The organism is Streptomyces nogalater (assembly GCF_039532885.1).
GTDB lineage: Bacteria > Actinomycetota > Actinomycetes > Streptomycetales > Streptomycetaceae > Streptomyces > Streptomyces nogalater.
Window position 1 is genome coordinate 63366 of record NZ_BAAASM010000070.1, and the last position, 15043, is coordinate 78408.

Annotated in this window: 14 protein-coding genes; 8 read left to right on the forward strand and 6 right to left on the reverse strand. The window is 71.1% G+C overall.

All coding sequences use genetic code 11. The features are described 5' to 3' along the window. Positions 1-49: 49 nt before the first annotated feature. Positions 50-1273: a phosphoserine phosphatase SerB gene (gene serB / locus ABD350_RS35100; protein WP_344353147.1), complete on the reverse strand. Its 1224-nt coding sequence runs from the start codon at positions 1271-1273 to the stop codon at positions 50-52. Positions 1274-1815: 542 nt separating this feature from the next. Here serB and ABD350_RS35105 point away from each other — a divergent pair. After that, the gene (locus ABD350_RS35105) at positions 1816-4476 is read left to right on the forward strand and encodes an FHA domain-containing protein (RefSeq protein WP_344353148.1); all 2661 of its coding nucleotides are present in this window, start codon (positions 1816-1818) and stop codon (positions 4474-4476) included. A 109-nt stretch (positions 4477-4585) separates the two neighbouring features. Here ABD350_RS35105 and ABD350_RS35110 read toward each other — a convergent pair whose 3' ends face one another. Further along, positions 4586-5326, reverse strand: coding sequence for a transglycosylase SLT domain-containing protein (locus ABD350_RS35110; RefSeq protein WP_344353149.1), 741 nt, complete (start codon positions 5324-5326; stop codon positions 4586-4588). A 551-nt stretch (positions 5327-5877) separates the two neighbouring features. Here ABD350_RS35110 and ABD350_RS35115 point away from each other — a divergent pair. From ABD350_RS35115 to ABD350_RS35125, 3 genes are all read left to right on the forward strand, one after another. Beyond that, the gene (locus ABD350_RS35115; protein WP_344353150.1) at positions 5878-7023 is read left to right on the forward strand and encodes a GAF domain-containing sensor histidine kinase; all 1146 of its coding nucleotides are present in this window, start codon (positions 5878-5880) and stop codon (positions 7021-7023) included. Next, positions 7016-7657 carry a response regulator gene (locus tag ABD350_RS35120; RefSeq protein WP_344353151.1) on the forward strand — a complete coding sequence of 214 codons (642 nt, stop codon included), beginning with the start codon at positions 7016-7018 and terminating at the stop codon, positions 7655-7657. Before ABD350_RS35115 ends, ABD350_RS35120 begins: the two co-directional genes overlap by 8 nt. Before the next feature lie 142 nt (positions 7658-7799). Continuing rightward, positions 7800-8045, forward strand: a complete 246-nt coding sequence (locus ABD350_RS35125) for a chaplin family protein (RefSeq protein ID WP_344353152.1) — start codon at positions 7800-7802, stop codon at positions 8043-8045. Positions 8046-8478: 433 nt separating this feature from the next. Here ABD350_RS35125 and ABD350_RS35130 read toward each other — a convergent pair whose 3' ends face one another. After that, entirely contained in the window at positions 8479-9267 is a 789-nt protein-coding gene (locus tag ABD350_RS35130; RefSeq protein WP_344353153.1) for a hypothetical protein, read from the reverse strand. Positions 9268-9416: 149 nt separating this feature from the next. Between ABD350_RS35130 and ABD350_RS35135 the strand changes: the two genes are divergently transcribed. From ABD350_RS35135 to ABD350_RS35145, 3 genes are all read left to right on the forward strand, one after another. Then, entirely contained in the window at positions 9417-10214 is a 798-nt protein-coding gene (locus ABD350_RS35135) for an ABC transporter ATP-binding protein (RefSeq protein WP_344353154.1), read from the forward strand. 60 nt (positions 10215-10274) lie between these two features. Further along, a complete protein-coding gene (locus ABD350_RS35140) occupies positions 10275-10703 on the forward strand; it encodes an NfeD family protein (protein ID WP_344353155.1) in 429 nt (142 codons plus the stop codon). A 123-nt stretch (positions 10704-10826) separates the two neighbouring features. Beyond that, the gene (locus ABD350_RS35145) at positions 10827-11780 is read left to right on the forward strand and encodes an SPFH domain-containing protein (RefSeq protein WP_344353156.1); all 954 of its coding nucleotides are present in this window, start codon (positions 10827-10829) and stop codon (positions 11778-11780) included. 96 nt (positions 11781-11876) lie between these two features. Here the strand turns inward: ABD350_RS35145 and ABD350_RS35150 are convergent, their stop codons facing one another. From ABD350_RS35150 to ABD350_RS35160, 3 genes are all read right to left on the reverse strand, one after another. Next, positions 11877-12383, reverse strand: a complete 507-nt coding sequence (locus ABD350_RS35150; protein ID WP_344353157.1) for an HNH endonuclease — start codon at positions 12381-12383, stop codon at positions 11877-11879. 168 nt (positions 12384-12551) lie between these two features. Continuing rightward, positions 12552-13091, reverse strand: coding sequence for a YbhB/YbcL family Raf kinase inhibitor-like protein (locus tag ABD350_RS35155; RefSeq protein ID WP_344353158.1), 540 nt, complete (start codon positions 13089-13091; stop codon positions 12552-12554). Between the two features lie 44 nt (positions 13092-13135). Next, positions 13136-13918 carry a sporulation protein gene (locus tag ABD350_RS35160; protein ID WP_344353159.1) on the reverse strand — a complete coding sequence of 261 codons (783 nt, stop codon included), beginning with the start codon at positions 13916-13918 and terminating at the stop codon, positions 13136-13138. Positions 13919-14018: 100 nt separating this feature from the next. On the opposite strand from ABD350_RS35160, the gene ABD350_RS35165 reads away from it, so the two are divergent. Beyond that, positions 14019-14669 carry a DNA-3-methyladenine glycosylase gene (locus tag ABD350_RS35165; RefSeq protein ID WP_344353160.1) on the forward strand — a complete coding sequence of 217 codons (651 nt, stop codon included), beginning with the start codon at positions 14019-14021 and terminating at the stop codon, positions 14667-14669. Positions 14670-15043: the final 374 nt, after the last annotated feature.

Here is a 15043-nt window from a genome sequence, read left to right on the forward strand (position 1 = left end):
CTCCCGACGGCGCGACCGAGGGTGGCAGGGTTCGCCGCCCCGGCCCGTCTCAGTTCTCGTCGTGCGTGTCCGCCGCCTCGACCTCTTCCCGGGTGATGCCCAGGAGGTAGAGGACCGTGTCGAGGAAGGGGAAGTTCACCGCCGTGTGCGCCGCCTCCCGCACCACCGGCTTGGCGTTGAAGGCCACGCCCAGACCCGCCGCGTTCAGCATGTCCAGGTCGTTGGCGCCGTCGCCGATCGCCACGGTCTGCGACAGCGGCACCCCGGCCTCCGCGGCGAACCGGCGCAGCAGCCGCGCCTTGCCCGCCCGGTCCACGATCTCGCCGACGACCCGGCCGGTCAGCTTGCCGTCGACGATCTCCAGCGTGTTGGCCTGCGCGAAGTCCAGACCCAGCCGCTCCTTGAGATCGTCGGTGACCTGGGTGAAGCCGCCGGAGACGACCCCCACCTGGTAGCCGAGCCGCTTCAGGGTGCGGATCAGGGTGCGGGCACCCGGCGTCAGCCGGACCTGCTCGCGCACCTTCTCCACCACCGACGCGTCCAGCCCCTTCAGCAACGCCACGCGCGCGTGCAGCGACTGCTCGAAGTCCAGCTCCCCGCGCATCGCCGCGGCCGTCACCTCGGCGACCTGGTCCTCGCAGCCCGCGTGCGCGGCGAACAGCTCGATGACCTCGTCCTGGATCAGGGTCGAGTCCACGTCCATGACCACCAGCCGCTGGGCGCGCCGGTGCAGTCCCGCCGAGACCACCGCGACATCGACACCCAGTGCCGCGGCGTCGGAGGCCAGTGCCGTGCGCAGCGGCCCGGTCTCCACGCCGGAGACGGCGAACTCCACCGCCGTCACCGGATACTTGGCGAGCCGGAAGATACGGTCGATGTTGCCGCCGGCCTTCGCGATCCGGGCGGCGATCGCGGCCGTCGACTCGGCGGTGAGCGGATGGCCCAGCACGGTCACGAGGGAGCGACCGAGGCCGCGCGGACGGTTGTCGCCGTGCCCGGAGATGATCTCGGCCTGCATCTTCATCGACTCGGCCCAGCTGTGCACGGTGGCCCGCAGGTCGCCCTCCAGGCCGGCCGGCGGCTGGGTCACCAGGACGCACAGCACCAGCCGGCCCCGGGTGACGACCTGCTCGATGTCGACGACGTCGACGAGGTAGGCGGCGAGGGTGTCGAAGAGACCCGCCGTGATGCCCGGCTGGTCCTTGCCGAAGATCTTGACAAGGAGGGTGGGGACCTCGGAGGTCCCCGAAGCGGAGGTCTGCGAAGCGCTCATGGTGTCACCACCGTATCCGGCACCCAGTGCCTTCCGCCGCCGAGGTCCGCCTGACGGACACGGAACAACGGCCGACGGCCCGGTGTCCGGGACCTTGCGGCCGGGAGCCGAGGCGCTGCGCGCCCGGCCACCGCCTCGCCCCACCCCGAGCGTGCCACGCCGGCCGGCGAACGGCGATTCGCGGCCCGACCCCACCGCACCGCCACGGCCCTGCGGAGGAGCACCGGGCGCCGCGAGAGGAAGACCGTGCCGACCCCGGTCACCGCGTCCCCGGTCGAGTGGCGTGATCCCGCCGGCCGTGTCGAAGGCCGGCGGCCCACCCCGCGACACCGGCCGCCCCGCTCGCCCCCCACGCGGTGATCGCCTCCCTCCGGGCCGGTTTCACCCCCGTCACCAGGGCGAAATGGAGCGTGCGCGGGGCCGCTTGGCAAGGCCCGGGTTTCGGTCAGGGGGCCGCGCCTGGAATAGTTCCCCACGATGTTCGACATCCCTAGACTCCCCGCGACGGGGGTAATTCGGGGGACAACTCAGTGGGGCATGGAGTGCCGGAACTCGTACTGGAATCAAACGGACGGACCTGGACGCTCGACCCGTCCAGGCCTTACACCCTCGGCCGCGATCCGCAGGGTGACATCGTCTTCGACGACGCCAGGGTCTCCTGGCGGCACGCCACGGTCAGCTTCAACGGCCACAGCTGGGTCATCGAGGACCACGGCAGCACCAACGGCACGTACATGCAGGGTCAGCGGGTCCGGTACACGGAGATCGTCCCCGGCTCGTCGGTGTACCTCGGCAACGCGACCGACGGCCCGCGGGTGAACCTTTCGGCGGCCGCGATACCGGTCGGAGGCCCGGCCCAGCAGCCGCAGCCGCAAGCACAGCCGCAGCCGCAGTCGGCGGCACCGTACGCGCCCCAGAACCCCGGCGCCCCCGACTGGTCCCAGCAGGCCCCTGCCCACCAGCAGGCCATGCCCCAGCAGGCGCCGGCCCACCACCAAGCCGTACACCAGCAGGCCCCCGCCCACCAGCAGGCCATGCCTCAGCAGGGCGTGCCCCACCAGGCCGCCTCGGCGCACCCGCAGGCCCCGCACGCGGGCTGGCAGCAGCAGGCCGGGCCCGCCGAGCAGTACGCGCAGAAGACGCCCGGTGGTGGCGCGGGGGCGCCGCCGGTCCACGGCGACCGCAGCCCGACCACGTTTTACGAGTTCGCGCTCGGCCGCGTGATGCGCATCGGCCGTGCCCTGGAGAACGACCTGGTCGTCTCCGACCTCCAGGTCTCCCGCAACCACGCCGAGTTCCACGCCACACCCGACGGCCGCTTCGAGATCCGTGACCTCGGCTCGCACAACGGCACCTACGTCAACGGCCAGCCGATCCCGAAGGGCGGCTCGGCGCTGCTCGGCCCGAGCGACATCGTCGGTGTCGGCCACTCCGCCTTCCGGATCGTCGGCGACCGCCTCGAAGAGTTCGTCGACACCGGTGAGGTCTCCTTCTCGGCCCGCCATCTGACCGTCACGGTCGACGGCGGCAAGCAGATCCTCAAGGACGTCTCCTTCGGCGTCCCCGAGAAGTCGCTGATCGCCGTCATCGGCCCGTCCGGCTCCGGCAAGTCCACCCTGCTCAAGGCGCTCACCGGCTACCGGCCCGCCAACCAGGGCGAGGTGCTGTACGACAACCGGAACCTGTACAAGCAGTTCGCCGAGCTGCGCCAGCGTATCGGCCTGGTGCCGCAGGACGACATCCTGCACCGCGAGCTGACCGTGAAGAAGGCCCTGAAGTACGCGGCCAAGCTGCGCTTCCCCGCCGACACCACGGCGAAGGAGCGGGACGCCCGCATCGACGAGGTGCTGCGCGAGCTGAAGCTCGACATCCACAAGGACAAGAAGGTCACCTCGCTCTCCGGCGGCCAGCGCAAGCGGGTCTCGGTCGCCCTGGAACTGCTCACCAAGCCGTCGCTGATCTTCCTGGACGAGCCGACCTCGGGCCTCGACCCGGGCATGGACCGCGACGTCATGCAGCTGCTGCGCGGCCTCGCCGACGACGGCCGCACGGTCCTCGTCGTCACCCACTCGGTGGCCGAGCTGGCGTTGTGCGACAAGCTCCTGGTGATGGCGCCGGGCGGCGCGGTCGCCTACTTCGGCCCGCCCGAGGAGGCGCTGAACTTCTTCGGCTACGACAGCTGGGCCGATGTCTTCTCCGCCTTCGAGAACTACCGCGACTACGACTGGGCGGGCCGCTGGAAGGGCTCGCGGCACTACCAGATGTACGCGGCGGAGATCGACGCCGTCGCCCCGCAGACCGGCCCCATACCCCTGCCGCAGGCGCTGCGGCCGCCCAAGCCGCAGAGCTGGGGCTCGCAGCTGATGACCCTGGTCCGGCGCTATGTCGCGGTCATCGCCTCCGACAAGGGCTTCCTGGCGCTGACGGTGCTGCTGCCGGCGGTCATCGGCGCGGTCAGCCTGCTGATCCAGCCCGACCGCGGACTGCTGCCCAACCCGGTCAACCCCAAGACCCACCTGCCCGCCCCGAACGGCACCGCCACCACCGTCCTGCTGATCCTCGCCGTCGGCGCGTGCTTCGCGGGCGCCGCGAACTCGGTCCGGGAGCTGATCAAGGAGCGGGTGATCTACGAGCGGGAGCGCGCGACCGGCCTGTCCCGCTCGGCGTACCTGATGTCCAAGGTCGTCGTGCTCGGCGCCGTCACCATGTTCCAGGGCCTGCTGGTCGGCGTCATCGGCTTCACCAGCCGAGAGATCCCCGGCGAGGGCCTGGTGCTCGGCGGCTCCACGCTGGTCGAACTGTGCCTGCCGATCATGGCGCTGGGCTTCACCTCGATGATGGTCGGCCTGGTGATCTCCTCGCTGGTGAAGACCGCCGAGAAGACCATGCCGCTGTTGGTGATGTTCGCGATCGTCCAGGTCGTCTTCACCGGCTGCCTCTTCACCCTGCACGGCACGCTCGGCGTGAACGAGTTCTCGTACCTGATGCCGTCCCGCTGGGCGGTGGCCGCGGCCGGCACCACGCTGGACTTCAACAACATCGCCCCGAACACCGACGACCCGGGCAGCACCGACCCGCTGTGGGACCACGCCGCCTCGGCCTGGGGCCTGGACATGCTCGTACTGCTCGCGCTCGGCGCGGTCTGCGGCTTCTTCGTCTCCCGCTTCCTGCGCCGCCACGAGCCGGAGGTCATGCGCAAGTAGCCGCGCCCCGTACGTCCCCGTACGCACGCGCCCGAGACGCCGAAGGGCGGCGCCCCGTGACCGGGGTGCCGCCCTTCGGCGTCACGTCGCTGAGGTCCCGCGCCAGGCCTCAGTACGCGCTGTTGACGTTGTCGATCGAGCCGTACCGGTGGGCCGCGTAGTTGGCGGCGGCGGTGATGTTGGCGACCGGGTCGTAGATGTTCCAGGACGTGCCGGGGACGTGGTAGGCGCTGAAGGTCGGCGGGATGACCTGGAGCAGGCCCTTGGACGGGATGCCGTTGACGGCGTTGATGTCCCAGTTGTTGATGGCGAGGGGGTTGCCGGAGGACTCCCGCATGATGTTGCGGTGCAGGCCGTTGTAGCTGCCCGGGATGCCCTTGGCCTTCATGATGGACAGGGCCTGCCGGATCCAGCCGTCGAGGTTGTTGGCGTACGTCTTGGCGGCGACCGGCTCGATGTCCAGACGCTGGGTGGAGCGGGTGGCGGCCTGGACGGCGGAGTGCTGCCGGGCGGCCGTCCGGGAGGCGGCCTGCTTCAGCGCGGCGGCCTTGGCGGCCTTGCCGGCGGCAGCGGCGTCGGCGGCCTTCTTCTGCGCCGCGAGGGCGTCGAGCTTGACGTTGGCGGCGGCGTGCCGACCGGTGAGGGTGCCCTTGACGTTCTTCAGGACGGCGTCGGAGGCGACCTGCCCGGTCGCGGCCGGGGCGCCCGTGGTGACCTTGCCGTCGTGGCCGACGGTGGCCGACAGGGCGAGGGCGGCGGTGCCGAACGCGGCGACACCCGCGACGGCGGCGATCCTGCGCTGCTTGGTCAGCGTACGACTATGAGCACGGTTGAGGATGTTCTTGGGCATGGCTGATGGACCTCTTCGATAGCGCGGAGGCCGCTCCTGCGTCCGCCGGGGGAATCGGCTCCTCCCGCACGAACGCCGCGGTGCGAATCCGCGGCGCTGAGCGACGAGGCAATTCTTAGCGGGCGCAAAATGCCCAGGCAAAGGTGCGACATACGATGCTGGTTAGTGGATCAGGGAAGGGCAAAATAGGACAGACGGGACCGTCGATCCCGTTCATGCGGCCGACTGCCTCTCCTATGCGCCTTCGTACGTGATGTAGGCCCTATGCGCGGGCTCACATGGAATATCAGTCGGTCTCACATTGAGTTGCCATCGCAACGCCCAGCGTGAGGGCCCTCCTCCCCAGGTAGGAGACGGCCGCCGCCGGACTCGTCCCCGAGGCAGAGCCCGGCCCGGCATCCCTCCCCCCGCACCCGTACGCGCGCGCGTACGGACGTACGCCGCCCACGGCCCGCCGCCCCGGCTCCGCCACCCGCCCTAGGTCCAGCGGACCAGGCCCCGCCGTCACCGGCCCGATCCGCGCTGTCGTACCCCGCCGGTACCGTGAGGACATGAGTCAAGGCCCCCGGTCCGGCCTCGCCGCGGTGAGTTCCGCGCTGCTGGCCATGAGCAGACACCTGGAGGTGCGCGACGTCCTCAAGACGATCGTCGCCTCCGCCCGCGAACTGCTCGACGCCCGGTACGCCGCCCTCGGCGTCCCCGACGACCACGGCGGCTTCGCCCAGTTCGTCGTGGACGGCGTCAGCGAGGAGCAGTGGCGCGCCATCGGCCCGCTCCCGCGCCAGCACGGCATCCTCGCCGCGATGCTGCACGAGGCGAAGGCCGAGCGCCTCGCCGACGTGCGCAAGGACCCCCGCTTCGAGGGCTGGCCGGACGCCCACCCCGACCTGGCCGACTTCCTCGGCCTGCCGATCAGGGACGGCGAGGAGGTCATCGGGGCGCTCTTCCTCGCGAACAAGCGCTGCCCCAAACCGGAGGGAAGCTGCGGCTTCACCCAGGACGACGAGGAGCTGCTCTCCATCCTCGCCCAGCACGCCGCCATCGCCCTCACCAACGCCCGGCTCTACGAGCGCAGCCGCGAACTGACCATCGCCGAGGAACGCTCCCGCCTCGCCCACGAACTGCACGACGCGGTCAGCCAGAAGCTGTTCTCGCTGCGCCTGACCGCCCAGGCCGCGGCGGCGCTCGTCGACCGCGACCCCGCCCGCGCCAAGGGCGAACTGCACCAGGTGGCCGCGCTCGCCGCCGAAGCCGCCGACGAACTGCGCGCCGCCGTCGTGGAGTTGCGGCCCGCCGCGCTGGAGGAGGACGGCCTGGTCGCCACCCTGCGCACCCAGATACAGGTCCTCGACCGCGCCCACACCGCCCGCGTCACCTTCACCGGAGCCGGCCTGCGCGCCCTGCCCGCGGCCCAGGAGGAGGCCATGCTCCGGGTCGCCCAGGAGGCCCTGCACAACGCCCTGCGGCACTCCGGGGCCGCGCACGTCGACGTGAGCGTGGAGCGGAGCGGCTGCGGCGCCGTCCTGCGCGTCACCGACGACGGCAGCGGCTTCGACCCCACGGCGGTCCGCCGCGCCGGACGCCACCTCGGCCTGGTCTCCATGCGGGACCGGGCCGGCGGGGTCGGCGGCTCGCTGACCGTGGAATCGGCGCCCGGCAAGGGCACCACGATCGAGATGGAGGTCCCCGGTGGGTGAACCGATCAAGGTGCTGCTGGTCGACGACCACCAGGTCGTCCGCCGGGGCCTGCGCACCTTCCTGGAGGTGCAGGACGACATAGAGGTCGTCGGCGAGGCCGCCGACGGCGCCGAGGGAGTCGCCCGCGCCGAGGAACTGCGGCCCGACATCGTCCTCATGGACGTCAAGATGCCGGGCCTGGACGGCATCGACGCGCTGCGCAGACTGCGCGAACTCGGCAACCCCGCGCGCGTGCTGATCGTCACCAGCTTCACCGAGCAGCGCACGGTCGTCCCGGCCCTGCGCGCGGGCGCCGCCGGATACGTCTACAAGGACGTGGACCCCGACGCCCTCGCCGGCGCCATCCGCTCCGTGCACGCCGGACACGTCCTGCTCCAGCCGGAGGTCGCCGACGCCCTGCTGGCCCGGGAGGAGGCGGGCGGCGGACAGGGCAGGGGAGGCTCGCTCACGGAGCGAGAGCGCGAGGTGCTCGGCCTGATCGCGGACGGCCGCTCCAACCGGGAGATAGCCCGCGCCCTCGTGCTGTCCGAGAAGACCGTGAAGACGCACGTCTCCAACATCCTGATGAAGCTCGACCTCGCCGACCGCACCCAGGCCGCGCTGTGGGCGGTACGCCACGGCGTGGCCGGCTGAACCGCGCCGGCCGTCACGGACCGGGCTGAGATTCATACCGTCGTGGGAATGTCACCCGGACGGCGCATCACCCGGTGATCTACGCCGTTCTCCAGTGCGTGCCGCGGTGATCGCCGCGGGGAACACCCAGGAGGGGTAGACAGTGAAGAACCTGAAGAAGGCAGCGGCCGTGACGATGGTGGCGGGTGGCCTGGTGGCCGCCGGTGCGGGCCTCGCCTCCGCCCACGGTGGCGCCGACGCCGCCGGCCGGGCCGCCGGGTCCCCGGGCGCCGTCTCGGGCAACGTCGTCCAGGTGCCGGTGCACGTCCCGGTGAACGCGGTCGGCAACAGCGTGAACGTCATCGGCGTGCTGAACCCGGCCTTCGGCAACCTCGGCCTCAACCACTGAGCCAGGCCGGACAGCGACCCCAGGCCTCCCGGCCCCACCGGGAGGCCTTGCCGCACCCCCGGACCCCGAGCCGGGCACCGGGCGCCCCCCGCCCCGGCGAGCGGCCACCCCGCCCACCGCCTCCTCGCAGACCACCCCGAAGGCAACGCGCCCGCCCCTCCGCAGCGCCACCACCGCCCACTCACCGCACCCCCGCGCCCACCCCCCTCCGCAGCCACGACCCAACGGCCGCCCCCCGCGCTCCGCGCGCCCACCCCTCTCCGCAGCCACGACCCAACGGCCGCCCCCCGCGCTCCGCGCGCCGGTTCGTCCGCAGCCGCGTCCAGGCAGCCGCTCACCGTGCTCGGCCCTTCCGCCTTCCCGCAACCGCGCCCGGCAGCCAGTTACCGTGCTCCCCGCGCCGGTACCTCCGCAGCCGCGGACCGGCGGCCGCTCACCGTGCCCCGCGCTCCCGTTCCTCCACATACGCGTTGTACGCCGCCACCTGCGCCCGTCGTGCCGTCCGTTCCACCGGTCGGAGTGCCTCGGCGCGCGCCCGCATCTCGGCGGAGCTGACAGCACCGCCGTGCCCGTTGCCGTACGCCAGCGACACCAGCAGGCCCACCCGCTGCGCCAGCTCCAGCACCCGCACCGCACGCGGCGGATAGCCCGGCGCCAGCACCTCCCGGCCCCGTTCGGCCCGCGCCCGGTACGCGTCGATCGCCGCCTCCGCCACCGGCCCCGACCCGGCGACGTCCAGCTTCGACAGCACCTCGGTCGCCTCCCGCAGCGCCTCCGCCAGCTCCCGCTCGGCCTCACCGAGCGACGGCACGTCGGCCGGCGGCGCCTCGCGCACCGGCAGCACCCGCCAGACCACCTCGGCGTGCACATCGCCCTCGGGCCCGACCTCGTACACCTCCGGCACCAGCCCGAACGCGGCGCCGTGACACACCACCGCCTCCTCGGCCTGAAGCGCCCGCGCGTTGAACTCCGGCGGACCGCTCAGCCCCAGCGGATGACCCGGCGCCGGCAGCGCCACCCGCAGCCCGGACACCCCCAGCGCGCGCAGCCGCCCCAGCGCGAGCGTCAGCCCGACCGGCGCCGGCTCACCGGGCAGCCCCTCCACCCGGTGCACCGTGTCCTCGCCCACGATGGCGAGGGCGGCGTCGTCCGGAGAGACAAGTCCGGCCAAAAGTGCGTTTCCCCAAGCGGCGAGGCGTCCTGAACGCGGTTCCGAGAGCATGCCCCCACCCTAAGGACCGGACCGATGGAATGGAGCGGGGCACTCGTGGCGTAGATTTCATAAGGGCTGCGCCCACCGGCGCGAGACCCCAGTCACAGGCGTACGCGACAGCCGAGACCGGCCACACTGCAAGGGGAGACAACGCGCTCATGAGCGATGTTCTGGAGCTTCAGGACGTATCCGTGGTCCGCGAGGGCCGGGCTCTGGTGGACCAGGTCTCCTGGTCGGTGAAGGAGGGCGAGCGCTGGGTCATCCTCGGTCCCAACGGCGCCGGCAAGACCACCCTCCTGAACGTCGCCTCCAGCTACCTCTACCCCAGCAAGGGCACCGCCACCGTCCTCGGCGAGACCCTCGGCAAGCCCGGCACCGACGTCTTCGAACTGCGCCCCCGCATCGGCATGGCCGGCATGGCCATGGCCGACAAGCTCCCCAAGCGCCAGACCGTCCTGCAGACCGTCCTCACCGCCGCCTACGGCATGACCGCCGGCTGGCAGGAAGAGTACGAGGACGTCGACGAGCAGCGCGCCCGCGCCTTCCTCGACCGCCTGGGCATGAGCGACTACCTGGACCGCAGGTTCGGCACCCTCTCCGAGGGCGAGCGCAAGCGCACCCTGATCGCCCGCGCCCTGATGACCGACCCCGAGCTGCTCCTGCTGGACGAGCCCGCCGCCGGCCTCGACCTCGGTGGGCGCGAGGACCTGGTGCGCCGCCTCGGCCGGCTGGCCCGCGACCCCATCGCCCCCTCGATGATCATGGTCACCCACCACGTCGAGGAGATCGCCCCCGGCTTCACCCACGTCCTCATGATCCGCCAGGGCAAGGTCCTCGCCGCCGGCCCCGTCGAGCTGGAACTGACCTCCCGCAACCTCTCCCTGTGCTTCGGCCTCCCGCTCGTCGTGGAGCAGGTCGGCGACCGCTGGACCGCCCAGGGTCTGCCCCTGTCCTGACCCCGCCGCTCCCCCCTGCGCGCCCTGTCCGCCGCCCGACCGCGGCCCTACCATGACCATGTGGACATCGACGCATGGGTATGGTGGCTCGTCGGCGCGGCGGCGCTCGGGATTCCGCTCGTGGTCACCGCCATGCCGGAGTTCGGCATGCTCGCGGTGGGCGCCGTCGCGGCGGCGGTCGTCTCCGCCTTCGGCTTCGACGCCGTCATCCAGGTCCTCGCGTTCGTCGTCGTCTCCGTCGCCCTCATCGCCGTCGTCCGGCCCATCGCCGCCCGGCACAGCACACAGCGACCCCGACTCGCCACCGGTGTCGAGGCGTTGAAGGGCAGGCAGGCCGTCGTCCTGGAACGGGTCGACGGGTCCGGCGGCCGGATCAAGCTCGCCGGAGAGATCTGGTCGGCCCGCGCCCTCGACACCGGCCGGACCTACGAGGTGGGCCAGGAGGTGGACGTCGTGGACATCGAAGGGGCCACCGCGATCGTTCTGTGAGGACAACTCACGGGGAACGGCACACGAGTTGCGCGACGGTCTGACAGACTCGACCAGCAAGATCCTCAACAGACATGAGATCTGCCGAAGGCGCCGAGGCGGAGAAGGGTACGGGGAGCGACGATGGAACCGGTCATCATCGTCCTGATCATCCTGGTGGTGTTGGTCTTCATCGCCCTGATCAAGACGATCCAAGTCATCCCACAGGCCAGCGCCGCCATCGTCGAGCGCTTCGGCCGCTACACACGGACGCTGAACGCGGGCCTCAACATCGTCGTCCCGTTCATCGACACCATCCGCAACCGCATCGACCTGCGGGAACAAGTCGTACCGTTCCCTCCGCAGCCGGTGATCACCCAGGACAACCTGGTCGTGAACATCGACACGGTCATCTACTACCAGGTCACCGACGCACGGGCCGCCACCTACGAGGTCGCCAGCTACATCCAGGCGATCGAGCAGCTCACCGTCACCACCCTGCGCAACATCATCGGTGGCATGGACCTCGAACGGACCCTGACCTCCCGCGAGGAGATCAACGCCGCCCTGCGCGGCGTCCTGGACGAGGCCACCGGCAAGTGGGGCATCCGCGTCAACCGCGTGGAGCTGAAGGCCATCGAACCGCCCACCTCCATCCAGGACTCGATGGAGAAGCAGATGCGCGCCGACCGCGACAAGCGCGCCGCGATCCTCCAGGCCGAAGGTGTCCGGCAGTCGGAGATCCTGCGCGCGGAGGGCGAGAAGCAGTCCCAGATCCTGCGCGCCGAAGGTGAGGCCAAGGCCGCCGCCCTGCGCGCCGAGGGCGAGGCCCAGGCCGTCCGCACGGTCTTCGAGGCCATCCACGCCGGCGACCCGGACCAGAAGCTGCTCTCCTACCAGTACCTCCAGATGCTCCCCAAGATCGCCGAGGGCGACGCCAACAAGCTCTGGATCGTGCCCAGCGAGATCGGCGACGCCCTCAAGGGCCTCTCCGGAGCCATGGGCAACTTCGGCCCCCTGGCCGGCGGTTCGGGCAACAACGGCAACAACGGCAACAACGGCGGCACGGAACGCCGGGAGAAGCCCTCGATCGACTGAGCTCCGTCCACCCCGCGCCCCCGCGAGGGGCGCGGGGAACCGCGCGGCCCACCACGCGCATCCCGCAGCCGCCGACGGGCGGCACCCGGCATACGCCTAGGCCGCGTCCGTGGCGAGCCACTCGGGAAGCGCGGCGAGTTCCTCCCGCCCCAGAGCCAAGAGCATCGCGTCCGCCGGCGTGGGTTCGAACGGCTGCCGCAGCAGCGTCATCCCGGCCTCCTCCGGAGTCCGGTTCGCCTTGCGGTGGTTGTCCTCCGCGCACGCGGCGACCGTGTTCAGCCACGTGTCCTGCCCACCTTGCGCCCGCGGCACCACATGGTCCACGGTCGTGGCCCGCCGCCCGCAGTACGCGCACCGGTGCCGGTCCCGGACCAGCACCCCCCGCCGCGACCACGGGGCTTGTCTTCGGAACGGCACCCGTACATACCGGCACAGCCGGATCACCCGGGGCGCGGGGATGTCAACATCCGCACCGCGCATACGCAGTTCGGGGTGGGCCTGTTCGACCACGGCCTTGTCCTGGAGCACCAGGACCACGGCTCGGTTCAGGGACACCGTCGACAGCGGCTCGAAACTCGCGTTCAGGACCAACGTGTCACGCATCCAGCCCACCTCCCGTGTGCGCCTGCCCACCCCCCGGCGGGCTTGGATCAACTCTGGACGGGCACGCCGAGATGGACAACGCAATAAAAAATGCCCGCCTCCGATCACTTCCAAGACCGGAGGCGGGCAAACGTTCAGTGAACGCTGGACTGGATCGCGGCGCCGCGCTCAGCCCTGCGCGGGGTTCTCGTACTCACCGATCAGCTGGGCGCGCGCGAGCGTGTGGAACCGCAGGTTGAAGCCGACGACGGCCGGCGAGGCGTCCGCGTCCGGACCCAGCTTCTCCTGGTCCACCGCGTACACCGTGAAGACGTACCGGTGCGGGCCGTCCCCGGGCGGCGGAGCGGCACCGCCGAAGTCCTTCGTCCCGTAGTCGTTCCGCGCGTGCACGGCACCCTCGGGCAGCCCCTCGAACTTGCCGCCGCCCGCACCCGCCGGCAGCTCGGTCACCGAGGCCGGGATGTCGAACAGGACCCAGTGCCAGAACCCGCTGCCGGTCGGCGCGTCCGGGTCGTAGCACGTCACGGCGAAGCTCTTGGTCTCCGGCGGAAAGCCCTCCCAGCGCAACTGCGGTGAGGTGTTGCCCTCCGCGTACACCTGGGCGCTGCCCAGCGTGGCACCCTCCTGCACGTCCTCGCTCGTCACCGTGAACGACGGCACGGGCGGATGGAAGTCATGGGGGAGCGGCCGCCGCTTGAGCTCGGTCACCTCGGTACCTCCTGATCGATGATCTGGAACCAGCAGCTTCGAGCCTAGAACCAGTTGCGCTTGCTGCCGACCTCGGACAGCCACTGGTTGAGGTAAGCCGCCCAGTCGGTCCCCTGCCAGTCGTTCAGCCCCACCTGGAAGGACCGGTAGGTGTCCGAGCCCTCGCTGAACAGACCCGGCTTCTTGTCCATCTCCAGCACGACGTCCATCGCGTGCTCGTCCGCCACGAAGCTCAGCTCCACCTGGTTCAGGCCCCGGTACTGCGCCGGCGGGAGGAACTCGATCTCCTGGTAGAACGGCAGCTTCTGCCGCGTACCCCGGATGTGGCCGCGCTCCATGTCCGCGTTCTTGAAACGGAAGCCCAGCTGGAGGAAGGCGTCCAGGACGGCCTTCTGCGCCGGCAGCGGGTGCACGTTGATCGGGTCCAGGTCGCCGGAGTCCACGGCCCGCGCGATCGCCAACTCGGTGGTCACCCCGATGTGCATCCCGTGCAGGGCCTGCCCGTCGATCATGGTGATGGGCGTCTCCCAGGGGATCTCCAGCCCGAACGGCACCGCGTGCACGGCACCCGCCTGGAGCTCGAAGGCACCGCCGAGCCGCACCTTCGTGAACTCGATGTCCTGCTTGTACTCCTGGTCGCCGCTCTCCACCTCGACCTTGGCCTGGAGACCGACGGACAGCCCCTCGATGGTCTGGTTCACGGACCCGCCCTGGATCCGCACCTCACCCTGGACGACACCGCCCGGCACCACGTTGACCTCGGTCAGCACCGTCTCGACCGACGCACCGCCGGCCCCGAGGCTCGCGAGCAGCTTCTTGAACGCCATGGCACTCCCTTAACGAATGAACCCTCGACCGGTACGAACGCGATCCGCCGGTGACCGGTTCCGCCGGCCCGGCCCGCCCTCTGGACTACCCTCGGAGGGCATGATCGCGCTCCCGGACCGTACGCCACTGCCCCGTACCTTCTTCGACCGCCCGGTCCTGGAGGTCGCCCCGGACCTCCTCGGCCGCATCCTGATCCGGAGCACACCTGACGGCCCGATCGCCCTCCGCCTCACCGAGGTGGAGGCCTACGACGGCCAGAACGACCCCGGCTCGCACGCCTACCGCGGCCGCACCGCCCGCAACGCGGTGATGTTCGGCCCGCCCGGACACGTCTACGTCTACTTCACCTACGGCATGTGGCACTGCATGAACCTGGTCTGCGGACCCGAGGGCCGGGCGAGCGCCGTGCTGCTGCGCGCCGGTGAGGTGGTGGAAGGCGCCGAGCTGGCCCGCAAGCGACGCCTTTCGGCCCGGAACGACAAGGAACTCGCCAAAGGGCCCGCCCGGCTGGCCACCGCCCTGGGGATCGACCGGGCCCTGGACGGCACGGACGCGTGTGCCCCGGACGAGACCCCGCTGCGGATATTGACGGGCACCCCGATCCCCTCCGACCAGGTACGCAGCGGTCCCCGTACCGGTGTCGCCGGCGAGGGCGGCGACGGCGACCTCCACCCCTGGCGCTACTGGGTGGCGGACGACCCCACCGTCAGCCCCTACCGGGCCCATGTGCCGAGGCGCCGCCGAGGTTGACGCGGCCGGTCGAAGTGCGTAACGTATTCCGAGCCGCTGAACCGGGTACGGCGATCGCCTGCAGCCGGAGCGGACAACCCACTACCTAGCTCAACCCCCGCTGCGGGGTCGTTTCCGGCGCGCCCGCGCGTCCGAATTCGAACCCGCGGGACTCGATTATGAGTCCCGGCGGGAATCGGCTAACGTAGTGAATGTCGAAAGGGCAGACGGCGAAAGCCGAAAACCCGGAGACAAATCCCGCCGACCGGGAATCGGAACCGAAAGGATCTGATAGAGTCGGAACCGCCGGAAAGGGAAACGCGAGAGCGGAAACCTGGAAAGCGCCGAGGAAATCGGATCGAGAAAAGATCTGATAGAGTCGGAAACGCAAGACC

Excerpts from the sequence above, each read along its gene's own strand:
- serB (WP_344353147.1), bottom strand. The coding sequence starts at position 1,273 with ATGAGCGCTTCGCAGACCTCCGCTTCGGGGACCTCCGAGGTCCCCACC.
- ABD350_RS35110 (WP_344353149.1), bottom strand. The coding sequence starts at position 5,326 with ATGCCCAAGAACATCCTCAACCGTGCTCATAGTCGTACGCTGACCAAG.
- ABD350_RS35115 (WP_344353150.1), top strand. The coding sequence starts at position 5,878 with ATGAGTCAAGGCCCCCGGTCCGGCCTCGCCGCGGTGAGTTCCGCGCTG.
- ABD350_RS35130 (WP_344353153.1), bottom strand. The coding sequence starts at position 9,267 with ATGCTCTCGGAACCGCGTTCAGGACGCCTCGCCGCTTGGGGAAACGCA.
- ABD350_RS35135 (WP_344353154.1), top strand. The coding sequence starts at position 9,417 with ATGAGCGATGTTCTGGAGCTTCAGGACGTATCCGTGGTCCGCGAGGGC.
- ABD350_RS35145 (WP_344353156.1), top strand. The coding sequence starts at position 10,827 with ATGGAACCGGTCATCATCGTCCTGATCATCCTGGTGGTGTTGGTCTTC.
- ABD350_RS35150 (WP_344353157.1), bottom strand. The coding sequence starts at position 12,383 with ATGCGTGACACGTTGGTCCTGAACGCGAGTTTCGAGCCGCTGTCGACG.
- ABD350_RS35160 (WP_344353159.1), bottom strand. The coding sequence starts at position 13,918 with ATGGCGTTCAAGAAGCTGCTCGCGAGCCTCGGGGCCGGCGGTGCGTCG.
- ABD350_RS35165 (WP_344353160.1), top strand. The coding sequence starts at position 14,019 with ATGATCGCGCTCCCGGACCGTACGCCACTGCCCCGTACCTTCTTCGAC.